The 20,549-nt window shown below is 70.8% G+C and carries 22 protein-coding genes; 15 read left to right on the forward strand and 7 right to left on the reverse strand.

The features are described 5' to 3' along the window. The first annotated feature begins 5 nt into the window (after positions 1 to 5). From rpsI to QQX02_RS08050, 4 genes are all read left to right on the forward strand, one after another. Entirely contained in the window at positions 6 to 476 is a 471-nt protein-coding gene (gene rpsI, locus QQX02_RS08035; protein WP_202965633.1) for a 30S ribosomal protein S9, read from the forward strand. 10 nt (positions 477 to 486) lie between these two features. Further along, positions 487 to 1,848, forward strand: a complete 1,362-nt coding sequence (glmM, locus tag QQX02_RS08040) for a phosphoglucosamine mutase (RefSeq protein WP_301142322.1) — start codon at positions 487 to 489, stop codon at positions 1,846 to 1,848. A 153-nt stretch (positions 1,849 to 2,001) separates the two neighbouring features. Beyond that, complete coding sequence (locus tag QQX02_RS08045) at positions 2,002 to 2,904, forward strand: DedA family protein (RefSeq protein WP_301142323.1); 903 nt, start codon at positions 2,002 to 2,004, stop codon at positions 2,902 to 2,904. Then, complete coding sequence (locus tag QQX02_RS08050; RefSeq protein WP_301142325.1) at positions 2,901 to 3,797, forward strand: class I SAM-dependent methyltransferase; 897 nt, start codon at positions 2,901 to 2,903, stop codon at positions 3,795 to 3,797. Before QQX02_RS08045 ends, QQX02_RS08050 begins: the two co-directional genes overlap by 4 nt. Here the strand turns inward: QQX02_RS08050 and coaA are convergent. Then, a complete protein-coding gene (coaA, locus tag QQX02_RS08055; protein ID WP_436968505.1) occupies positions 3,761 to 4,735 on the reverse strand; it encodes a type I pantothenate kinase in 975 nt (324 codons plus the stop codon). The genes QQX02_RS08050 and coaA overlap by 37 nt on opposite strands. Positions 4,736 to 4,802: 67 nt before the next feature. On the opposite strand from coaA, the gene glmS reads away from it, so the two are divergent. Genes glmS through rimI form a run of 6 tightly spaced genes read left to right on the forward strand, consistent with a single transcriptional unit; the run spans position 4,803 to position 9,762 of the window. Next, the gene (gene glmS / locus QQX02_RS08060) at positions 4,803 to 6,668 is read left to right on the forward strand and encodes a glutamine--fructose-6-phosphate transaminase (isomerizing) (RefSeq protein WP_301142327.1); all 1,866 of its coding nucleotides are present in this window, start codon (positions 4,803 to 4,805) and stop codon (positions 6,666 to 6,668) included. Between the two features lie 2 nt (positions 6,669 to 6,670). After that, positions 6,671 to 7,030, forward strand: a complete 360-nt coding sequence (locus tag QQX02_RS08065) for a holo-ACP synthase (protein ID WP_301142328.1) — start codon at positions 6,671 to 6,673, stop codon at positions 7,028 to 7,030. Next, the gene (gene alr / locus QQX02_RS08070; protein ID WP_301142329.1) at positions 7,027 to 8,136 is read left to right on the forward strand and encodes an alanine racemase; all 1,110 of its coding nucleotides are present in this window, start codon (positions 7,027 to 7,029) and stop codon (positions 8,134 to 8,136) included. Before QQX02_RS08065 ends, alr begins: the two co-directional genes overlap by 4 nt. Beyond that, the gene (tsaE, locus tag QQX02_RS08075) at positions 8,133 to 8,627 is read left to right on the forward strand and encodes a tRNA (adenosine(37)-N6)-threonylcarbamoyltransferase complex ATPase subunit type 1 TsaE (protein WP_301142330.1); all 495 of its coding nucleotides are present in this window, start codon (positions 8,133 to 8,135) and stop codon (positions 8,625 to 8,627) included. The genes alr and tsaE overlap by 4 nt, the downstream gene beginning before the upstream one ends. 10 nt (positions 8,628 to 8,637) lie before the next feature. Beyond that, complete coding sequence (gene tsaB, locus QQX02_RS08080; protein WP_301142331.1) at positions 8,638 to 9,243, forward strand: tRNA (adenosine(37)-N6)-threonylcarbamoyltransferase complex dimerization subunit type 1 TsaB; 606 nt, start codon at positions 8,638 to 8,640, stop codon at positions 9,241 to 9,243. A gap of 27 nt (positions 9,244 to 9,270) precedes the next feature. After that, on the forward strand, positions 9,271 to 9,762 hold the full coding sequence (gene rimI, locus QQX02_RS08085) for a ribosomal protein S18-alanine N-acetyltransferase (protein WP_301142332.1): 492 nt from the start codon (positions 9,271 to 9,273) through the stop codon (positions 9,760 to 9,762). 120 nt (positions 9,763 to 9,882) lie between these two features. Here the strand turns inward: rimI and QQX02_RS08090 are convergent, their stop codons facing one another. Then, positions 9,883 to 10,212: a DUF3817 domain-containing protein gene (locus QQX02_RS08090; protein ID WP_301142333.1), complete on the reverse strand. Its 330-nt coding sequence runs from the start codon at positions 10,210 to 10,212 to the stop codon at positions 9,883 to 9,885. Continuing rightward, positions 10,209 to 10,814: a malonic semialdehyde reductase gene (locus QQX02_RS08095; RefSeq protein ID WP_301142335.1), complete on the reverse strand. Its 606-nt coding sequence runs from the start codon at positions 10,812 to 10,814 to the stop codon at positions 10,209 to 10,211. Before QQX02_RS08095 ends, QQX02_RS08090 begins: the two co-directional genes overlap by 4 nt. Positions 10,815 to 10,870: 56 nt before the next feature. Between QQX02_RS08095 and tsaD the strand changes: the two genes are divergently transcribed. Then, the gene (tsaD, locus tag QQX02_RS08100) at positions 10,871 to 11,911 is read left to right on the forward strand and encodes a tRNA (adenosine(37)-N6)-threonylcarbamoyltransferase complex transferase subunit TsaD (protein WP_301142337.1); all 1,041 of its coding nucleotides are present in this window, start codon (positions 10,871 to 10,873) and stop codon (positions 11,909 to 11,911) included. Positions 11,912 to 11,915: 4 nt separating this feature from the next. Then, positions 11,916 to 13,559, forward strand: coding sequence for a glycoside hydrolase family 3 N-terminal domain-containing protein (locus QQX02_RS08105; protein WP_301142339.1), 1,644 nt, complete (start codon positions 11,916 to 11,918; stop codon positions 13,557 to 13,559). 9 nt (positions 13,560 to 13,568) lie between these two features. Here the strand turns inward: QQX02_RS08105 and QQX02_RS08110 are convergent, their stop codons facing one another. Continuing rightward, entirely contained in the window at positions 13,569 to 14,747 is a 1,179-nt protein-coding gene (locus QQX02_RS08110) for a THUMP-like domain-containing protein (RefSeq protein ID WP_301142340.1), read from the reverse strand. A 199-nt stretch (positions 14,748 to 14,946) separates the two neighbouring features. Here QQX02_RS08110 and groES point away from each other — a divergent pair, with 199 nt between their 5' ends. Next, positions 14,947 to 15,240 carry a co-chaperone GroES gene (gene groES, locus QQX02_RS08115; RefSeq protein WP_062136682.1) on the forward strand — a complete coding sequence of 98 codons (294 nt, stop codon included), beginning with the start codon at positions 14,947 to 14,949 and terminating at the stop codon, positions 15,238 to 15,240. Between the two features lie 77 nt (positions 15,241 to 15,317). Here groES and QQX02_RS08120 read toward each other — a convergent pair whose 3' ends face one another. Further along, a complete protein-coding gene (locus QQX02_RS08120; RefSeq protein ID WP_062131634.1) occupies positions 15,318 to 15,608 on the reverse strand; it encodes a WhiB family transcriptional regulator in 291 nt (96 codons plus the stop codon). Between the two features lie 289 nt (positions 15,609 to 15,897). Here QQX02_RS08120 and guaB point away from each other — a divergent pair, with 289 nt between their 5' ends. Both guaB and QQX02_RS08130 read left to right on the forward strand, forming a co-directional pair. Further along, entirely contained in the window at positions 15,898 to 17,409 is a 1,512-nt protein-coding gene (gene guaB / locus QQX02_RS08125) for an IMP dehydrogenase (protein ID WP_301142342.1), read from the forward strand. A gap of 17 nt (positions 17,410 to 17,426) precedes the next feature. Next, positions 17,427 to 18,176, forward strand: coding sequence for a TSUP family transporter (locus tag QQX02_RS08130; protein WP_301142343.1), 750 nt, complete (start codon positions 17,427 to 17,429; stop codon positions 18,174 to 18,176). A gap of 94 nt (positions 18,177 to 18,270) precedes the next feature. Here QQX02_RS08130 and QQX02_RS08135 read toward each other — a convergent pair whose 3' ends face one another. Together QQX02_RS08135 and QQX02_RS08140 are read right to left on the reverse strand one after the other, a co-directional pair. Then, complete coding sequence (locus tag QQX02_RS08135) at positions 18,271 to 19,530, reverse strand: Glu/Leu/Phe/Val family dehydrogenase (RefSeq protein WP_301142344.1); 1,260 nt, start codon at positions 19,528 to 19,530, stop codon at positions 18,271 to 18,273. 77 nt (positions 19,531 to 19,607) lie between these two features. Next, complete coding sequence (locus QQX02_RS08140) at positions 19,608 to 20,498, reverse strand: exonuclease domain-containing protein (RefSeq protein WP_301142346.1); 891 nt, start codon at positions 20,496 to 20,498, stop codon at positions 19,608 to 19,610. Between the last annotated feature and the right edge of the window lie 51 nt (positions 20,499 to 20,549).

A 20,549-nucleotide genomic window follows, 5' to 3' on the forward strand; every position in this document is an offset into this window, starting at 1 on the left:
TCAACGTGACTGAGACTGTCGAGAACGACACGCCCACCGAGTACACCTCCGAGTCCGCGCCCGAGCGCGGCAAGGGATCCTCGACCATCGCCCCCGGCGCTGGTCTGGGTCGTCGCAAGCAGGCCATCGCCCGCGTTCGCCTGGTGCCCGGCACCGGCGAGTGGAAGATCAACGGCCGCTCGCTCGAGACGTACTTCCCCAACAAGGTCCACCAGCAGCTCGTGAACGACCCGTTCACGCTGCTCGACATCGACGGCAAGTTCGATGTCCACGCCCGCATCACCGGCGGTGGCCCCTCGGGTCAGGCCGGCGCGCTGCGCCTCGGCGTGGCCCGTGCCCTGAACGAGATCGACGAGGACACCAACCGCGCCGCTCTCAAGAAGGCCGGCTTCCTCACCCGCGACGCCCGCGTGGTCGAGCGCAAGAAGGCGGGTCTCAAGAAGGCCCGTCGCGCTCCGCAGTACTCGAAGCGCTAACCGGCCGCGCATGGCGCGACTGTTCGGCACGGACGGGGTCCGTGGCCTGGCGAACCGTGATATCACGGCAGAGTTGGCCGTGGACCTCGCCGTGGCCGCAGCCTTCGTTCTCGCCGAACGAGGCGAGTTCGCGGGCCACCGGCCCCGTGCGGTGCTGGGCCGGGACACTCGCGTGTCCGGTCAGTTCCTGTCCTCGGCCGTGGCCGCGGGCCTGGCGTCCGCCGGCGTCGACGTGCTCGACGTGGGGGTCCTCCCCACGCCGGGCGTCGCCTACCTGACCGCGTCGACCGATGCGGACATCGGCGTCGTCATCTCCGCGTCGCACAACCCGATGCCGGACAACGGCATCAAGTTCTTCTCCCGTGGCGGCCACAAGCTGGACGATGCGGTCGAGGTCGCGATCGAGGACCGACTCGGCGCCGACTGGGATCGCCCCACGGGCGCCGCCGTCGGAACGATCTCTCCGGCCCCCGGCCTTGCCGAGGACTATGTGCAGCACGTGGTGTCCGCCGCGCGCTCGTTCGCCGGCACCGACACGCCGCTCGCCGGACTGTCGATCGTTGTCGACGCCGCGCACGGCGCCGCCAGCATCGTGGGTCCCCGTGCGCTCGTGGCCGCAGGCGCCGACGTGCACGTGATGCACGCGGAGCCGAACGGCCACAACATCAACGACGGCGTGGGCTCGACCCACCTCGACGGGCTGAGCGAGACGGTCGTCGCACGCGGCGCCGATCTGGGCGTCGCCTACGACGGGGATGCGGACCGCTGCCTCGCGGTCGATCACACCGGCGCCGTGGTCAACGGCGATGCGATCATGGGCCTGCTCGCACTGTCGATGCAGCGCTCGGGAGCGCTCTACCACGACACCTTGGTCGCCACGCTGATGTCGAACCTGGGACTCCACCGCGCCATGCAGGCCGCCGGCATCGCCATCGTCGAGTCCGGAGTGGGCGACCGCTACGTGCTCGAGGCGATGCGTGACGGCGGGTTCTCGCTCGGCGGCGAGCAGTCCGGTCACATCATCGTCGCCGACTACGCGACGACCGGTGACGGCGTCCTGACCTCGCTCCTGGTGGGGGCACAGGTGGCCGCCGGCGATTCGCTGCGCGACCAGTGCGCGAGCATCGCGACACTTCCGCAGGTGCTCATCAATGTTGCCGGCGCCGACCGCACGCGCGTCTACAGCGACGAGGTCGTCCAGGAGGCCGTAGCCGCCGCCCGCAGCGCGCTCGGCGACTCCGGCCGGGTGCTGCTCCGCCCCTCCGGCACCGAGAGCCTGGTGCGCGTGATGGTCGAGGCGACCACCGCCGAGGACGCCCAGCGGCACGCCGATGCGCTCGCCGATGTGGTGCGCGCCCGCCTCACGCTCTAGTCCACGGCTGCAGGCCACCGCCCAGGGTCGCCCGCCGTTCGTCGGCACTGCCGCCGCGACTCCGCCCCCCCGCCACCGCATCGGCCTTATGCAGGACCGCTATCAGGGTGATGCCCCATCGCGCTCACGTGTGGGGGCTGGGAGACTGGTCCCGTGGATGACGCCTCCTTTGTCGACTGGTTCCTGCACTTCTCCTCGATAGTCGAGGAGTTCGTGCTGGAGCTCAGCGAGTCCCTGTGGATCTACCCGGGGGTGCTGGTGCTGTCGTTCATCGACGGCTTCTTCCCGGTGGTGCCCAGCGAGTCCGTGATCATCGCGACGGCCACGGCATCGCTCCAGACGGGCAGCCCGATCCTGGTGCTGATCTTCCTGTGCGGCGCCGTCGGAGCATGGGGCGGCGACCAGGTGGCGTACCTCATCGGCTCCCGCGCGGATGTGCGGCGATGGCGGATCTTCAAGCGCGACCGCTGGCGTCGCGGACTCGACTGGGCGGAGACGCAGCTGGAGAAGCGCGGCCCCACATTCATCATCGCCGCCAGGTTCGTCCCCATGGGCCGCGTGCTGGTGAACCTGTCCGCGGGCGCCCTGCGCTACCCCCACCGGCGCTTCATGGGGGTCGACGCGATCGCGGTCACGATCTGGGCCGCCTGGAGCATCGCGCTCGGCTCCGCCGCCGGAGCGATCTTCCCCGATGACAATCTGCTGCTGTCGATCGTGGTGGGCGTCGCCGCCGGCGTGGTGCTCGGGCTCTTCGTGGACAAGGTGCTGTCGTGGTTCGGCCTGAGCACGCCTGAGCTCCCCGACCTCGCGGGCGACATCGAGGAGTCGCTGACCGACGAGGAGCGCGAGCGCGCTGAGCACGCCGCAGCCGAGCGGGAGGCGCGTCACGAGCATCGCATCGAGCGCCGCGCCGAGTGGCGCGAGCAGCACTCGGGTCACCGTGCCGGCCACGGCGACGACCACGTAGGGGACGTGCGCGGCGACGACGTCGCGGGCACGCCCGTCGCTCCCGACGAGAGCGACGTCTCGGAGGGCACCGGAGACACACGGCGATGACCAGCTCGGGGGACGACGTCGAGATCGAGTGGACCGATGCGCGGGCAGCGAACCTCGCGAACTGGGAGTCCCGGGTGCCGCTCCACCTGGGGGCGTATGCGATCGATGAGCTGCGCGCCGACCCTGCGCGACTCAGCTCGGTCGCCCGCACCGATGTCGAGGCGATGGCACCGTTCCTTCCCCAGGGGCTCTCCGGGCTTGACCTCTGCCACCTGCAATGCCACATCGGGACGGACACCGTGTCCCTCGCCCGCGCAGGCGCACGCGTGACGGGCGTCGACTTCTCGCCGTCGGCGCTTGCTGCGGCGGCCGCGCTCGCACACGAGCTGGGCATCGACGCCACGTGGGTCGAGTCGGACGTGCTCGACGCCCGCGCGGCCGTCCAGGGCGATTTCGACGTGGTCTACACGAGCATCGGCACCATCACCTGGCTCCACGACCTGGACCGGTGGGCGGGCCAGATCGCCGCGCTGCTGCGCCCCGGCGGACTGTTCTACATCCGGGACGGCCACCCCGCGATGTACTCGCTCGACGAGAACGCCGAGGGTCTGGTCACCCGCTACCGATACTTCGCCGATGGGAGGGGACAGGTCTGGGACGACGACTCCACCTACGCGGGCGATGGCGTGGTGCAGAGCCCCCGCACGTATGAGTACCCGCACCCGCTGTCGGAGGTGGTGAACGCCGTGATCGGCGCGGGCCTGTCGATCGAGCGGCTGGACGAGGGCGACACGTTGCCCTGGCGGTTCAGCGACATGATGGAGGAGACCGAGGGCGGGGAGTGCGCGTATCCAGCGCCTCTGCGTGAGCGGATTCCGCTCACGTTCACGCTGGTCGCGCGGCGCCCGTCAGGCGCTCACAGCTTGCGCATGCGCACCGATTCGACCTGGTGATCCTCGCCCTTCGCGAGGATGATCGTCGCTCGCGATCGCGTGGGGGCGATGTTGCGCGCCAGGTTGGGGGCGTTGATCGCGTCCCAGATCTCGCCCGCGCGGGCCGTCGCCTCCTCGTCGCTGAGCGATGAATAGGAGTGGAAGTAGGACTCGGGCTTGGTGAACGCCGTCGCGCGCAGCTGGAGGAACCGGTCGATGTACCAGCGCCGCACGTTGTGCGGCTGGGCGTCGACGTAGATCGACACGTCGAAGTAGTCGGAGACGGCCAGCGCCGTGTCGTCGAGGTCGCGCGGGGTCGCCGGCTGCAGGACGTTGAGGCCCTCGACGATGAGGACGTCGGGCTGGCGCACGGCGATGCGTTCTCCCGGCACGATGTCGTAGGTGAGGTGCGAGTAGACGGGCGCATGGACCTCGGGCAGCCCCGACTTCACGTCCGCGATGAACTGGCGCAGCGCACGCCGGTCGTAGGACTCGGGGAACCCCTTGCGGTCGAGGATCCCGCGCTTGCGCAGCACCGCGTTGGGGTAGAGGAACCCGTCGGTCGTGACGAGCGAGACGCGCGGGGTCTCGGGCCAGCGCCCCATCAGCTCGCGCAGCACCCGTGCCGTCGTCGACTTCCCCACGGCGACGGAGCCGGCGATGCCGATGACGAACGGAGTGCGGGACGCGCGTTCGCCCAGGAACGCGCTCGTCGCGGCATGGAGCTCGCCAGTCGCGCCGGAGTACAGGTTCAGGAGCCTCGACAGCGGCCGGTAGATGGTGTCGACCTCGGCGAGATCGATGGGATCGCCGAGACCGCGCACGCGGGCGATGTCCTCTTCCGTCAGTGGCAGCGGCGTGGTGTCGGCCAACGCGGACCACTCGGGACGGGAGAAGGTGACGAAAGGACTGGCGACGTCCTCGGCTGATCGTTCGTTCACTCGACCATTCAACCCCATGGTCGGCGATGCCCCGCGACGCGCTCGCCGCCGCCGCTGCGCCCATCGGCCCGTAGACTCATCTCCTATGTGCGGCATTGTGGGATACGTAGGCTCGGGAGAGCCTGACTCGCGCCCGGAGCGCGTCATCATGGGTGGGCTTGCCCGCCTCGAGTATCGCGGGTACGACTCCGCGGGCATCGCCCTCGTGGGCAACGATCCGGACCGGGTCGCGATCGCGAAGCGTGCGGGCAAGCTCGAGCGACTGTCGACGGCGATCGCTGAGCACCCGCTGCCGCCGTCGACCGCCGCCATCGGACACACCCGGTGGGCGACGCACGGCGCCCCCACCGACGCGAATGCGCACCCGCACCTCGCGGCCGGCGGCCGTCTCGCGCTGATCCACAACGGCATCATCGAGAACCACCACAGGCTCCGCGACGAGCTCATGGCGCAGGGCGTCGACTTCCTGTCGGACACCGACACCGAGGTCGCCGCGCACCTGCTCGCGACCTACGTCGACCAGGGGCTCGGCCTCGCCGACGCGATGCGCGCGGTCGCGACGCGGCTCGAGGGCGCCTTCACGCTGCTCGCGGTGGACGTGCGCGAGCCGCGCACCGTCGTCGGCGCTCGTCGCAACTCTCCGCTGGTCGTCGGTCTCGGCGACGGCGAGAACTTCCTGGGCTCGGACGTCGTGGCTTTCATCGAGCACACCCGCACCGCCCTGGAGCTCGGGCAGGACGAGGTCGTGGAGATCACGCCCACCTCCGTCGTGGTCACCGATGCTTCCGGTGCAGTCGTGGAGCGCGAGCCGTATCACGTGGACTGGGACGCCGCCGCTGCCGAGAAGGGCGGCTTCGCGACGTTCATGGACAAGGAGATCCACGACCAGCCCACGGCGGTCGCGGACACGCTTCGTGGACGCGTGGACGAGAACGGTCGACTGCGCCTCGACGAGGGGCTCATCGACGAGTACGTGCTCAAGTCCATCGACAAGATCATCGTGGTCGCGTGCGGGACCGCGAGCTATGCGGGACTGGTCGCGCGCTACGCGATCGAGCACTGGACGCGCATTCCCGTCGAGGTCGACCTGGCGCACGAGTTCCGCTACCGCGATCCGGTGGTGAACATCAAGACCCTCGTCGTGGCGATCAGCCAGTCCGGCGAGACCATGGACACCATCATGGCCGTGCGGCACGCGCAGCAGCAGGGTGCGACGGTGATCGGCATCGTCAACACGCAGGGCTCGACGATCGCGCGCGAGGCAGACGCGGTGCTTTACACCCGCGCCGGTCCCGAGATCGCTGTCGCCTCGACCAAGGCGTTCCTCGCGCAGATCACCGCGTCGTACCTGCTCGGCATCTTCCTCGCCGAGCTCCGCGGCAACAAGTTCCCCGACGAGATCGCGGCGCTTCTCTCCGAGCTCGACGCGATGCCCGCCAAGATCCAGCGAGTGCTCGACACCGCGGAGCCCATCCGGGTGGTCGCGCGCTCCATGGCGGACGAGCACACCGTGCTGTTCCTGGGTCGCCATGTGGGCTTCCCGGTCGCGCTCGAGGGTGCGCTCAAGCTCAAGGAGCTGGCATACATCCACGCCGAGGGCTTCGCCGCCGGTGAGCTCAAGCACGGCCCCATCGCGCTCGTCGAGCAGGACAAGCCGGTGTTCGTGATCGTTCCGAGCCCGCACGGTCCTGAGTCGCTCCATGCCAAGGTGCTGTCCAACGTGCAGGAGGTGCGAGCGCGCGGCGCCCGCACGCTCGTGATCGCCGTCGAGGGTGATGAGGAGGCCGCGAGGCACGCGGACGAGATCTTCTACGTGCCCGACGCACCGGTGCTGATGACTCCGCTGCTGAGCGTGATCCCGCTGCAGATCTTCGCCCACGAGCTCGCGTCCGCGAAGGGCTTCGACGTGGATCAGCCGCGGAACCTCGCCAAGTCGGTGACGGTCGAGTAGCGATGCCGGTGCTGGGGCTGGGGATCGACGTGGTTGCGATCGAGAGGTTCGAGCAGGCGATCGAGAGGTCGCCCGGGTTCCTCGAGCGCGTCTTCACCCCCGCCGAGCGCGAGCTCGGCAAGCACAGCCTCGCCGCCCGCTGGGCAGCCAAGGAGGCGCTCGCGAAGGCGCTCGGTGCGCCCGCCGGTCTCAACTGGCAGGATGCCGAGGTCAGACGCGGGGACGGCGGCCGGCCCTCGCTCGAGGTGCGGGGCACCGTCGCGGCTCGCGCGGCCGCACTGGGGATCGCCCGGTTCCATCTCTCGCTCTCCCACGACGCGGGCATCGCGTCGGCAGTCGTGATCGCGGAGGGGGACGCATGAGCGCACTGGAGGTGACCGTCGACTACGACGCGATCGCCCGCAACGTCGAGATCCTCCGCGGCCACGCCGCTGGCGCCGACGTGATGGCGGTGGTGAAGGCCGATGCATACGGCCATGGCCTGGTCCGCGCCGCCCAGGCGGCGCGCCGCGGGGGCGCGACGTGGCTCGGCGTGGCGCAGCCGCACGAGGCGCTCGCGCTGCGCGCCGCGGGCGACTCCGGCCGCATCCTCACGTGGCTCTACGGGCCGGATGTGCCCGCCCGCGCGCTCATCGCCGCCGACGTCGACCTCTCGGTGTCCTCCCCGGAGGTGCTGGGCGAGATCGTCGCGGTGTCGCGGGAGAACCCGAGGCCTGCGCGCCTCCACATCTGCGTCGATACGGGGCTGGGACGGGAGGGCGTCACTCCCGCCGAGCTGCCGGTGCTCCTGGACCTCGCGATCGCCGCGCAGGAGGAGGGCCTGGTGCGCATCGTCGGCATGTGGTCCCACCTCGCGTGGGCCGACGCTCCCGGTCACCCCACGATCGACGCGCAGGCGGATGTGTTTCGCGAGGCGCTCTCGCTTGCCCAGGATCGTCGGGTGGGCCTCGAGGTGCGCCATCTTGCGAACTCCGCATGCACGCTGACCCGGCCCGACCTTCACTTCGACCTGGTCCGGCCCGGTATCGCTATCTACGGCCTTCCTCCCGTGGCGGACCCGTATGGCGAACGGTTCGGGCTGACTCCCGCGATGACCGTGCGCTCCGAGGTCATCCTGGTGAAGGACGTCCCGCAGGGCCACGGGGTGAGCTACGGACACGAGTACGTCACGCCGTACCCGACCACGCTGGGTCTGGTGAGCGCGGGCTACGCCGACGGGGTGTTCCGCTCGGGCGGGAACCGTGCCGAGGTGGGCATCCGCGGGCGCCGCTATCAGATCGCCGGCCGGGTGTGCATGGACCAGTTCGTCGTGGACCTCGGGCCGGCGACGTCGGTCTGCGCCGGCGACCCGGTGACGCTGTTCGGGGTGGACGGACCGAGTGCGACCGACTGGGCGCGCGCCATCGACACCATCGACTACGAGATCGTGTGCCGCTTCGGTGCGCTCCGTGACAAGGGCGCGGCATGATCGACGTCACCCTCGAGGCGCCCGATGCGGAGGCGATGCGCGACCTGGGGGCCCAGGTCATCGCGCCGCTGCTCCGGTCAGGCGACCTGGTGATCCTCACGGGGGACCTGGGAGCGGGCAAGACCACCTTCACGCAGGGCCTTGGCAGTGCGCTGGGAGTCAGGGGCGACATCGCGAGCCCCACGTTCATCATCGCGCGCACGCACCCGAGCCTCGTCGACGGTCCCGACCTGGTCCATGTCGACGCGTACCGGCTGGGCTCGCTTCAGGAACTCGACGACCTCGACCTCGACACCTCGCTCGACGACGCCGTCACGGTGGTCGAATGGGGTGAGGGCGCCGCGTCGCTGTCGGAGGATCGCCTGCACCTCACGATTCTGCGACCCCGTGGCGGCGCCGTGGACATGGACGATCCGTCGGGCGGCGTGCGCTCGGTGCGCATCACCTCGCACGGCGACCGCTGGGAGGGCATCGCCCTCCCCGGCCTCTAGGGTGGACGGCGTGATCCTCGCTCTCGACACCTCCGCCGCCGTGGCCGTCTCCGTGGTCGACGGCGACCGTGTGGTGGCCTCGCGATCGGAGTTCGCGCCGCGCGGCCACGCCGAGCTGCTGACCTCGCTGATCCGCGATGCCATGGCCGAGGCCGGAGTCACGGGTGCCGACCTCGAGAGCATCGTGGTGGGAACGGGCCCCGCGCCCTTCACCGGGCTGCGCGTGGGCCTGGTGACAGCGCGCACCCTGGCGTTCGCCTGGGGTGTGCCGGCGCACGGCGTCTGCTCGCTCGACGCGCTCGGCGCTGAGCACGGCGACGTGACGGTCATCGCCGATGCGCGCCGCAAGGAGGTCTACTGGGCGCGCTACCGCGACGGCCGGCGGATGGAAGGGCCCGAGGTGGGCTCGCCCGAGTCCGTGTCAGCGCCCGGGATCGTCGTGGGTCGTGGCGCGCTCCTGTACCCCGACGCATTCCCGCACGCGGTCGGCGGCGACCCTGACCCCGCATGGCTCGCCCGCGTCGCGCGGGAACGCCTCGCCTCGGGCGAGACGGACCTGCCGCTCGAGCCGATGTACCTGCGCCGCCCCGACGTCCACGGCGTCCCGGGCGCGTGACGACGTCGGCCCAGACGCCCGCCCGCGATGTCTGACACGTCCCCCGTCGACCCGACCCGCGCATCGGCCGTCGTCATCCGCGATCTGCGCGAGGACGATCTTGACCGGGTCGCGGAGCTCGAGCGCGAGATCTTCGGATCCTCCGCGTGGTCGCCGGCGCTGGTGCGCGAGGACTTCCGGTTCGGAGCCTCGCGGTGGCGAGGAGCGGATGGCGAGGAGTCGCTCGCGGCATACGCCGTCTACGGTTTCGAAGGCGACGCCTTTCACCTGATGAACTTGGCGGTCGCCCCGGAGGCGCGGGGACGTCGGCTGGGGGCGGCGCTGATGGCGGACTTCATGGCCGAGGCCCGCCGCCTGGAAGTGCGCGAGGCCTGGCTCGAGGTCGCGGTCACCAACGAGGTGGCGCTGGCGCTGTACCGCGCCCACGGCTTCGAGGACGTGCGGGTGCGTCGGCGCTACTACCAGCCGGAGGGCCTCGACGCGCTGGTGATGCGCGTGCGGCTCGACGACCCGTCCTGACGGAGGCGCCGTCCCCGGCAAGTGTCGAACCGCGTGCACGTCCGGGGTCGGTCCTGCACGACTATCGACACTTGCGACACTTGTGAGGCGGGCGCGGGGCGGTCGGGCCTGCGGCGTGGCTCAGTCGGCGGTGGGGCGCACCAGCAGCCCCGAGCGGCGCATCCATCGCTCCAGCGGGATGGTGGTGAGGGGCGGCACGGCGGCCAGGAGGGCCAGCGCGAACACGCCCAGCGTCCACCGGAACCGGGTGGCGGCCACGACCGCGACCACGACGTAGACCAGGAACGCGGCGCCGTGCAGGGGGCCGAAGATGGCCACCCCCATCTCTGTGAGGTGCAGCACGTGCTCGAGCAGCATGCCCAGCAGGAGGCCGGTCCACGTGACGGCCTCGACGATCGCGACCGCGACGAACGCGCGCCCGACCCGGTCCGTGGGGAGCGGCGCGCTCACGCGACCCTCACCGCCTGGTCGGCGCCCAGGCGCCCACGTCGCTCGCCCGCGCCGTGATCGTCCTCGTGCGGGTAGCCGATGCCGAACAGCACCTCCGAGCGCCACGAGGTGCCCTCGAACAGTGCGGCATCCATGGCGGCCTTGTCGAAGCCGCCGTAGGGGCGCACGGCCAGGCCCGCGGCCCGCAGACCCACGATGAAGTAGCCCGCCTGCAGCATCGCGCCCGAGTGGGCCATGCTGCTGCGGCGACCGGGGTCGCCCTCGAGGCGCTCGTACGTCGACGCGGTGCCGGCCCCGGTGACGTCGAAGGTGTCGTGGAAGCGCTCGTCGTGCGCGGCGACGACCAGCAGCGGCGCCTTCGCGAGCTTGGCGCGGTTGCCTTCGAGCGCATTCGCGATGACCGCGGCACGGGCCTCGTCGGACTCGGCGACGAGCAGGCGCAGCGGCACGGTGTTGTTGCCGGTGGGGCCCCATTTCACGAGCTCCCACACCTTGCGCACGACGTTCGCGGGCACGGGGCGGTCAGCGAAGTTGACGTTGGATCGCGCGTCGAGGAACAGCAGCGAGCGCGCGTCGGCATCCAGGGAAGAGGTGGTGGGCATGCCTTCGATTCTCTCTCACGCCCGGCGGTGCCCGCGACCGCGGTTAGGCTTGCCGGGTGAATCCCTTGGTGCTCGGAATCGAGTCGACGTGCGACGAGACGGGGGTCGCCCTCGTCGAGGGCACCGACCTCCTCGTGGACGTCACCGCGTCGTCGATGGACGAGCATGCGCGGTTCGGCGGCATCGTGCCCGAGGTCGCGTCTCGCGCCCACCTCGAAGCCTTCCTGCCCACGCTCGAGCAGGCCCTTGACCGCGCCGGCCGCACGCTGTCGGAGGTGGACGCGATCGCAGTCGCCGCCGGTCCCGGGCTCGTGGGTTCGCTCACCGTCGGAAACGCCGCGGCCAAGGCCCTCGCCCTCGCGCTGGATCGCCCGCTGTACGGCGTCAACCACGTGATCGGCCACGCTGTCGTGGACGAGCTGGTGCACGGCGAGTTCCCCGATCGGGTGATGTCGCTCGTGGTGTCCGGTGGCCACACGTCGCTGCTGCTGATCGAGGGGTCCGCCGTGACCGTGCGTGAGCTCGGGCACACCTTGGATGACGCGGCGGGCGAGGCCTTCGACAAGGTGGGCCGCCTGCTGGGCCTGCCGTATCCGGGCGGGCCCCATATCGACCGCCTGGCCCGCGAGGGCGACCCCACGGCGATCCCGTTCCCGCGCGCGCTCACGGCCCCCAAGTTCAAGGCCACGCACGCGTACGACTTCTCGTTCTCCGGACTCAAGACCGCCGTCGCGCGGTGGGTGGAGGCCGAACAGGACGCGGGGCGCGAGATCCCCGTGGCCGACGTCGCGGCCTCGTTCGCCGATGCGGTCGCGGACGTGCTGATGATGAAGACGCTCGACGCGTGCCGCGAGCACGGCGTCGAGACGCTGGTGATCGGCGGCGGATTCAGCGCCAACTCCCAGCTGCGCGACATGGCCACCACGCGCGGCGAGGCTGCGGGGATCGACGTGCGCATCCCGCCCATCCGCTACTGCACGGACAACGGCGCGATGATCGCGGCGCTCGGCTCCGCGGTGATGCGCAATGGCGGGGTGGCCAGCGATCTCGGCATTGGGGTGGACTCGTCCATGCCGCTCACGACGGTCTCCGTCTAGCGTCGTGGCGGGACGACGCTCCGCAGCCGTCGGCATCGGTGCCGCCACCGTGGTGGCGGCACTGCTCGTGTCCGTGGCCTGGTGGCCCGCGGCGCAGAAGAACGCCGGCGAGCGGATCGAGACGGCACCGTCCGTCACCCCGTCGCCTGCCGCATCGGCCGCTGCGAGCCCCACGCCGTCGCCGCCTCCGCCCGACCTCGCGTGGGGCCCCACCGCAGACGAGTGGGACGCCGCGCTCGAGACTGCCAGGGCGCTGCCGCTCGAGGAGGCCGCGGGCCAGGTCATCGTGGCATCGATCGCATCCCCCTCACCGGAGGCGACGGAGGACCTGGTGGCCTCACTGGCTCTGGGCGGCGTGATCGTCATGGCGGACGCTGTCACCGACGTGGACGGGGTCCGGGCGCTGACAGGCGCCGCTCAGGCAGGCGCCGACTCCGGGGCTCGTGACTGGGGCGCGATCGTGGGGGTCGATCAGGAGGGAGGCGCGGTGGCGCGCCTCCGCGGGCTGATGCCCGACCTGCCGAGCTTCATGGCCGCCGGCGCCGCGAGCGACAAGGCCTCGGTGCGAGGCGTGTACGCCCAGGCGGCCGTCGACATGCACGCGATGGGTTTCACTGTCGACTTCGCCCCGGTGGCCGATGCGACGGTGGGGCTGGCGGACCCGACCATCAGGGCGCGCTCGGCGGGCTCTGACCCTGAGCGGGTGTCCGCGACCGTGGGCGCGGCGCTCGCGGGCTTCGTCGACGGCGGGGTGGTGCCCGTGGTCAAGCACTTCCCGGGTCACGGGTCGGTGACGCAGGACTCGCACGACGAGCTGCCGGTGCAGCAGGTATCGCTCGCGGACCTCGAGGCACGCGACATGGCCCCGTTCGCGTCGGCGATCGAGGCGGGTGCCCCCGCCGTCATGATGGCCCACATTGCCTTGCCGGAATGGGGGGACGGTCCCGCGTCCCTCGAGCCCGCTGCGTATGAATACCTGCGCGAGGTGCTGGGCTTCGAGGGCGTCGCGATGACCGATGCGCTCAACATGGGTGCGATCCAGGACACTCACAGCTCGGGGCAGGCTGCGGTCGCGGCTCTCGCGGCGGGCGCCGACCTGCTGCTGATGCCGCCTGATCCGCGCGTGGCACGGGACGCCATCGTGGCGGCCGTGGACAGGGGAGAGGTGCCGCGTGAGCGCCTGGACGAGGCCGCGGCGCGGATGATCCTGCTGTCGCGCTGGCAGTCGGCGATCGAGCCCGAGGCCGATGAGGGCCGCGACTACGCCCGCGAGTTGTCCGCCGCGGGCGCGACCGTCGCGGCGCGCGACTGCTCGGCGCCCTTCGTGGGAGAGACGGTCACCATTGCGGGAGGGTGGGACGGCGACCGCGCCGCGCTCGCCGCAGCGCTGGAGGCACGCGGCGTGACCGTGGGGGACGAGGGCACGCGCATCGTCCTCATGGGAGGCGATGAGTCGAGCGCCAGCGCCGACGTCGTGGTCGCGATGGCCGGGCCGTGGGGCCTCAGCGCCTCCGAGGCGACGGTGTACGTGGGGCTGTACGGCCGCAGCGTCGGCGCGCTCGCCGGGCTGGCCGATGTGCTGGTGGGCGACGTCGAGCCGCTCGGCGAATGGCCGGTCGACGTCGACGTGCCCTTCGACGTGTGCTGACCGCTCCCGTCACTGCTGCGCGAGCGGTTCCGCCAGCAGCGCAGTGCGTCGTCCCGCGACCCGGGTGACGATCACGGTCAGACGCACTGACCCCTGGAGTCTCAGCTGCGGTCGAAGCTGCTCCGGCGTGACATCCACGCCCCGCTTCTTGATGTCGACCGTGCCGACATCGCGCGCACGGAGCGCGGCGGCCAGCGGCTTGACCTTGAACGGCATCGACTCGAGGATGCGATAGCCGCGGACGAACGGGCTCCCGAGGGGAGAGTCGGAGGTGAGGTACGCAATGGTCGGGTCAAGGAGGTGCGTGCCGGTGAGGTGCGCCAGCTCGCCGACCAGCCCGGCCCTGATCACCGCGCCGTCGGGCTCGTACACGTAGTCGCCGAGCGCTCCGGCGTCGGCGCGGTCGGTGGTGCCGGCGAGCCGATGCGCACCGTCCGCTCCGATCACCAGGGCGGTGTGCCCGGGCTCCTGCGCCAGCGGTCCGCACCACAGCGCCGCCTCCACCACGGAGCCATCAACGCTGACCCACTGGGCCTCCACGCCGGTCGGCACGTGCGAGTGGTCGATCGCGGGCCCCACCTTGACCCCGAGCGCCGGGAAGCGCTCCCGGAGCGCGAGCACGTCGTCGAGCGGGGGAGCGTAGTCGCGGGGGTCGTGGCGGCGACCGCGGGCGGTCCTGCGGGCGGGGTCCGCGAAGACCCCGTCGGCCTCGATCTGGGGCGCGAGGGTCATCGCGTCCCCGAGCACCACGCGAGCCCGATCCCAGTGGCGCAGGTTGTGGTCGGCGATGAGCGCGGTCGCCTCATCGATCTCGAATGCCGTGACCTCGAGCCCCATGGCCGCGAGCGCCATCGCATCGGCGCCGATTCCTGCGGTGAGATCGTGAACGCGCCGCACGCCCGCATCGCGGAAGCGGCGCGCATGCTCGGCCGCGACCTGCAGGCGCGTGGCCTGCTCCAGGCCGTCCTGAGTGAACAGCATCCCTGAGGCGAAGTCGCCGAACTTGGCCGCCGCATCGGCCCGCAGGCGCGATTGGGTGAGCGCGGCTGCCACCAGGCCGGGGTCGGCGCCGTGGGCGCGCAGTTCGGCTCCCAGGGTGATCGCGCGCGCGCCGTCGTAGGGTGGGAGGGAGTCGATGAGTGCGCGGCCCTCGGGTGACACGAGCAGGCGTGCGGAGACGGCGTCCATGGGTCGATCCTGTCACGCTCCACTTCGCGCCCAGCGAACGCCCGCAGAGTTAGCACTCACCAGGTGCGAGTGCTAATCTGACAGTGCTCCGAACGGAGTACGTGGCACCCGATCCGCACCTTGACCCCCGCGACGGCAGGGAGCGATGAGGGCCGCGATCCACGTATCGAACTTGGATGAATGGAAGGTGAGGTCCGCAGTGTCGGTCTCTATCAAGCCTCTTGAGGACAAGGTCGTGGTGAAGCCGGCAGAAGCCGAGCAGACCACCGCCTCCGGCCTCGTGATCCCGGACGCCGCCAAGGAGAAGCCCCAGGAGGGTGAAGTCCTCGCGGTGGGCCCGGGTCGTGTCGATGACAACGGCAACCGCATTCCGATCGACGTCGCGGTGGGTGACAAGGTCATCTACAGCAAGTACGGCGGCACCGAGGTCAAGTACGGCGGCCAGGATGTTCTCATCCTGTCGGCGCGCGACCTGCTGGGCGTCGTGTCTTAAGCGACAGCAAAGAGCGAAGGCCCCGGGGAGAACCCCGGGGCCTTTTCTCATGTCCGGCCGATGCGCGGGCCGGCCGGCTAGCTCGCCTGCTTGAGGCGCCCGGCCAGGATCGCGTGTCGCTCGTCCTCGCTGAGGCCACCCCAGACGCCGAACGGCTCGCGCGCGTTCAGGGAGCGCTCGCGGCAGGTGTCGAGCACAGGACAGCGCTGGCAGTACTCCTTGGCGGCCTCGGCTCGCCGTCGCCGCGCGGCACCGCGTTCGCCCTCGGGGTGAAAGAAGAGATCCGTGTCTGCCTCGCGGCACGCGCCTTCGTATTGCCACTCCCACTGGTCCTGCGTGGGGGGTGGCAACTTCGCGATGGTGTCCATCTCGCTCCCTACGTTGGGTCGTGTCTCCATCACCGGCTCGTCGTTGAGCCGAACGCGACTAGTGCAATCACCGTAATCCGGACGAATCGGAAACGTCAATACCCGATAACGAAAAGATAACGATGCGCCCGTTACCTCCATTCATACTCCCGTGGTGGCCGATTGGCTAGTCCCGAGTGACGGACGAGGGGATGAATGCTCGGTGACGAGTGATCGCCCGGCTGGGGCGTGGCGCGATGCGCCCGACCGTGTGCGCGCCGGGCCCGGGGTCGGGCCGTAGACTTTGCCCATGGCGAGCGCTGATCACGACCCCTTCGGTTTCACTGGACTCACCTACGACGACGTGCTGCTGCTGCCGGGCCAGAGCGACGTCATCCCGTCCGAGGTGAACACGTCGACGCGTCTGACGCGCGACATCCGCATCGAGATCCCCCTGCTGAGTGCGGCGATGGACACCGTCACCGAGGCGCGCATGGCGATCGCGATGGCGCGCCACGGCGGGATCGGGGTGCTGCACCGCAACCTGTCGATCGCCGACCAGGCGCACCAGGTCGAGATCGTCAAGCGTTCGGAGTCGGGCATGATCTCGGACCCGGTGACGGTGGGCCCGGAGGCGACGCTCGCCGAGCTCGACGCGCTGTGCGGGAAGTACCGCGTGTCCGGACTGCCCGTCGTGGACGAGGACCGCACGCTGCTGGGCATCATCACCAACCGCGACCTGCGGTTCGTGAACCCGCGCGAGTTCGAGTCGCGCCAGGTCCGCGACGTCATGACGCCCATGCCTCTCATCACCGGTCGCGAGGGCATGAGCAACGATGAGGCCGCCGAGCTGCTGGGCGTGCACAAGATCGAGAAGCTGCCGTTGGTCGATGACTCGGGGCGGCTGACCGGACTCATCACGGTCAAGGACTTCGTCAAGACCGAGCGCTATCCCAAGGCCACCAAGGACGAGCACGGTCGGCTGCGCGTCGCCGCCGCGGTCGGGTTCTTCGGCGACGCCTGGGAGCGGGCGGTCGCGCTCGTCGAGGCGGGCGTCGACGCGCTCGTCGTCGACACCGCGCACGGTCACGCGCAGGCGATGATCGACATGATCGCCCGGCTCAAGTCGGATCCGGCCACCTCACACGTGCAGGTGATCGGCGGCAACGTCGCGACCCGCGAGGGCGCCCAGGCGCTGGTGGACGCCGGCGTCGACGCCGTCAAGGTGGGCGTGGGCCCGGGCTCGATCTGCACCACGCGGGTGGTCGCCGGTGTGGGAGTGCCGCAGATCACCGCCGTCTACGAGGCCTACAAGGCCGCCGGCCCCGCGGGCGTGCCCGTCATCGCCGACGGCGGACTGCAGTACTCGGGCGACATCGCCAAGGCGCTCGTCGCCGGCGCGGAGTCCGTGATGCTGGGCTCGCTGTTCGCCGGCTGCACCGAGGCTCCGGGCGACCTGGTGCTCGTGAGCGGCAAGCAGTACAAGAGCTATCGCGGCATGGGCTCCATGGGAGCGATGGCCTCGCGTGGCCGCGTCTCGTACTCCAAGGACCGCTACTTCCAGTCGGATGCCCCCAGTGATGACGACCTGATCCCCGAGGGCATCGAGGGCCGTGTGCCGTTCAAGGGCAACCTCGGCGACGTCGCGCGTCAGCTCGTGGGCGGTCTGGGTCAGTCGATGTTCTACGTCGGCGCGCGCAGCATCGACGAGCTGCGCGAGCGCGGCAAGTTCGTGCGCATCACGCCGGCGGGGCTCAAGGAGTCCCACCCTCATGACATCCAGATGACGGTCGCGGCCCCCAACTACCAGGGCCGCTCCTAGTGTCAGCGCGCTAGCCGGTGGAGATCACCTGGCAGGCGCTCGCCATCCTCGCGGTCGTCGCCCTGGTCGCAGGCTGCCTCGACACGCTCGCGGGCGGTGGGGGACTGATCACGGTCCCCGCACTGCTGCTCGCCGGCGTGCCGCCGCTGCAGGCACTCGGCACCAACAAGCTGCAGGCTCCCGCGGGTACGGGCATGGCCACGTACCAGGTGATTCGTCGGCACGGGGTGCGGTGGGCGGACGTCAGGTGGCCCATGCTGTGGGCCTTCCTGGGCTCCGTGCTCGGCACCATCGCCATCCTGTTCGTCCCCGTGGCGTCCCTCGAGGTGGTCATCCCCGTGGTGCTGGCGCTCATCGCGGCGTACTTCCTGTTCGTCCCGCGCTCTCATCAGCCACCGCCGGAGCCGCGGATGAGCGCCGCCACCTACGACGCGACGCTGGTGCCCGCGATCGGTGCCTACGACGGAGCGTTCGGGCCGGGCACCGGTTCGCTCTACGCACTCTCGGGCGTCGCGCTGCGCGCGCTGCCGCTCAGGCGTTCCACCGCCATCGCCAAGACCCTCAACTTCGCCACCAACGTGGCCTCTCTCGTCGTGTTCATCGTCGCCGGCCAAGTGCTGTGGCTCGTGGGCGGGGTGATGATCGTGGGTCAGCTCATCGGCGCGTACATCGGCTCGCACATCCTGCTGCGGGTGCACCCCATGGTGCTGCGGGTGCTGATCGTGGTGGTGTCGCTCACGATGCTGTGGCGCGTGCTGGTCTCCTGACCCGCGCTTCCAGCGCTCGCCGCGCTCTGGGAGTGCACCAGGGCACGTTCCCGGGCCTCAACGTGCCGCCGTGCACTCGTGGGGCGCGCAGGGCTCAGGGGTAGAGGCCCCGCAGCTCGTGCGCCTCGATCACCCGTCGCACGGCCAGCGCCGTCGCGGCCTGCCGGTAGGACATGTGATGCACCCCGGAGTACTCGACCACGTCGTGCCACGCGCGGGTGAGCCGCTCCTCGAGACGGTCCTTCACCTGACGTTCGGTCCATTGGTACGCCTGGTTCGCCTGCGCCCACTCGAAGTACGAGACGATCACTCCGCCGGCGTTCGCGAGGATGTCGGGCACGATCAGCACGTCCGTCTCCGCGAGGATCGCGTCCGCGCCTGCCGTCGTGGGGCCGTTCGCGCCCTCGACGATGATGGAGGCGCGCACCCTGTCAGCGTTCGCCGCGGTGATGACCCCTTCCACGGCAGCAGGCACCAGGACGTCGACATCAAGCGTCACGAGACTGGCGGGGTCGATCTGCTCGGCCCCGTCGAAGTCCGCCACGCTCCCCGTCTCGTCGGCGTGCGCGCCCAGCCGCTGGACGTCCAGGCCCTCGTCGGACCACACGGCGCCGTCCACGTCGCTGATGGCCTGCACCCGCACGCCCGCGTCGGCGAGGAACCGGGCCGCCCCGCGCCCCACCTTGCCGAATCCTTGGATGGCGGCCGTCGCGCCCTCGGGGTCGATGCCGCGCAGCGACATCGCCATGAGCGCGATGTGCGCGACCCCGCGTGACGTGGCGGTGGCCCGGCCCAGTGACCCGCCAAGGCTGATGGGCTTGCCGGTCACCACGCCGGGGACGGTGTGTCCCACGGAGGCGGAGTAGGTGTCCATGATCCACGCCATGGTCTGCTCGTCCGTGCCGACGTCGGGCGCTGGGATGTCGATCTCTGGCCCGATGATCGGCAGGATCTCGGACGTGTAGCGACGCGTGACGCGCTCGAGCTCGGCCTGGGAGTGGTCGCGCGGCTCGATGGCCACGCCGCCCTTCGCGCCGCCGTAGGGAAGGTTCACGAGAGCGCACTTCCACGTCATCCACATCGCGAGTGCGCGCACCTCGTCGAGGTCGACCGCGGTCGAGAACCGCAGGCCGCCCTTGGCGGGGCCGCGGGAGAAGTTGTGCTGCACCCGGAAGCCCTCGTACACGGCGGTGCTGCCGTCGTCCCTGCGCAGGGGGACCGACACCGCCATCTCGCGGCGACTGGTGGCCAGCATCCGGTGCACTCCGGCTTCGCACCCGAGATGTGCGACGGCCTCCGCCAGTTGCGCCTTCGCGTCGACGAGCGGTCCGTGGTTGGTGTCTGTGGGCGTCATTGCCACCTCCTGAGGCTTGGCTCCCACGCTATCCCGGGGTGCGGCTCGAGGACGTCAGGCGCCCAGCGACATGGTCGCTAGAACAGTGCCTCGTCGCCCTCGCGCGGCGGGGCGGATGCGGGGGCCACGGGCGGCTGGGGAGCCTCGGGGCGGCTCCGGCGTTCGGGGGCGCCCTGCGCTGCGGGCGTGCCGGCGGAGGTGGCCGATGCGGGCTCAGCTGAGGGAGTCAGGTCGAGCGGCACAGCGGTGTCGTCTGCATGAGCAGCCAGCGCCACGGGCCACTCGGGCCGCGGCAGGTCATCCGTGCGGCCCCGCGACTTGAGCCACGCGGCGAAGCCCACCGCCCAGTCGCGGTGCGCCGACTTCTGCTGATCGTGCAGCGCGTCGAGGTCGACCTCGCGGATGGTCGGGTAGGCGGCGGCCAGCGCGTGCACGAGGTCCAGCGTCGCGAGCACGTCGGCGTCCGCGGCGTGAAGGTCGTCAGCGACGACCGGCACCGCGTACAGCGTGCACAGGTCGATGAGCTTGCGCTTGCCCTTGCGGAAGCGGTCCAGGTGGCGGTCGAGAACGTACGGATCGACGATGGGCCGTACGCCCGCGGGCACACGCGAGGCGAGCGACGGCAGATCGTGACGGGCGAGTTCGGCCTCGAGGATCGAAAGGTCGTACTGGACGTTGAAGCCCACCACGGGCACCCCGGCGACCAGCGCCTCGGCGAGCGCCGTCGCGATCTCCTCGAGCGCATCGGCCGGCTGGACGCCTTCCGCGCGTGCGCGCTCGGTGGTGATGCCGTGGACCTCGGTGGCGCGCTCGGGGATCTCGACGCCCGGATCGATGAGCCAGTCCCGCGCGCTGACCTCGTCGCCCGTCCGCGTGATGATCGCGGCGGACACGATGCGGTCCCGTTCGGTCGAGATGCCGGTGGTCTCGGTGTCGAATCCCACCATGGTCGCGTCTATCCAGCTCATGCCCACACTCTCCCACGCTCGACTGACACCAGGGGCCGATAGGCTGGTCCG

This window comes from Demequina muriae, from assembly GCF_030418295.1.
GTDB classification, from domain to species: domain Bacteria; phylum Actinomycetota; class Actinomycetes; order Actinomycetales; family Demequinaceae; genus Demequina; species Demequina muriae.

Bases quoted from the DNA above. Each gene is read 5' to 3' on its own strand.
- QQX02_RS08050 (WP_301142325.1), top strand. From the start codon at position 2,901: ATGACCAGCTCGGGGGACGACGTCGAGATCGAGTGGACCGATGCGCGG.
- tsaE (WP_301142330.1), top strand. From the start codon at position 8,133: ATGATCGACGTCACCCTCGAGGCGCCCGATGCGGAGGCGATGCGCGAC.
- QQX02_RS08140 (WP_301142346.1), bottom strand. From the start codon at position 20,498: ATGAGCTGGATAGACGCGACCATGGTGGGATTCGACACCGAGACCACC.
- glmS (WP_301142327.1), top strand. From the start codon at position 4,803: ATGTGCGGCATTGTGGGATACGTAGGCTCGGGAGAGCCTGACTCGCGC.
- alr (WP_301142329.1), top strand. From the start codon at position 7,027: ATGAGCGCACTGGAGGTGACCGTCGACTACGACGCGATCGCCCGCAAC.
- QQX02_RS08120 (WP_062131634.1), bottom strand. From the start codon at position 15,608: ATGGACACCATCGCGAAGTTGCCACCCCCCACGCAGGACCAGTGGGAG.
- glmM (WP_301142322.1), top strand. From the start codon at position 487: ATGGCGCGACTGTTCGGCACGGACGGGGTCCGTGGCCTGGCGAACCGT.
- coaA (WP_436968505.1), bottom strand. From the start codon at position 4,735: ATGGGGTTGAATGGTCGAGTGAACGAACGATCAGCCGAGGACGTCGCC.
- rimI (WP_301142332.1), top strand. From the start codon at position 9,271: ATGTCTGACACGTCCCCCGTCGACCCGACCCGCGCATCGGCCGTCGTC.
- guaB (WP_301142342.1), top strand. From the start codon at position 15,898: ATGGCGAGCGCTGATCACGACCCCTTCGGTTTCACTGGACTCACCTAC.
- QQX02_RS08095 (WP_301142335.1), bottom strand. From the start codon at position 10,814: ATGCCCACCACCTCTTCCCTGGATGCCGACGCGCGCTCGCTGCTGTTC.
- QQX02_RS08110 (WP_301142340.1), bottom strand. From the start codon at position 14,747: ATGGACGCCGTCTCCGCACGCCTGCTCGTGTCACCCGAGGGCCGCGCA.
- QQX02_RS08135 (WP_301142344.1), bottom strand. From the start codon at position 19,530: ATGACGCCCACAGACACCAACCACGGACCGCTCGTCGACGCGAAGGCG.
- QQX02_RS08065 (WP_301142328.1), top strand. From the start codon at position 6,671: ATGCCGGTGCTGGGGCTGGGGATCGACGTGGTTGCGATCGAGAGGTTC.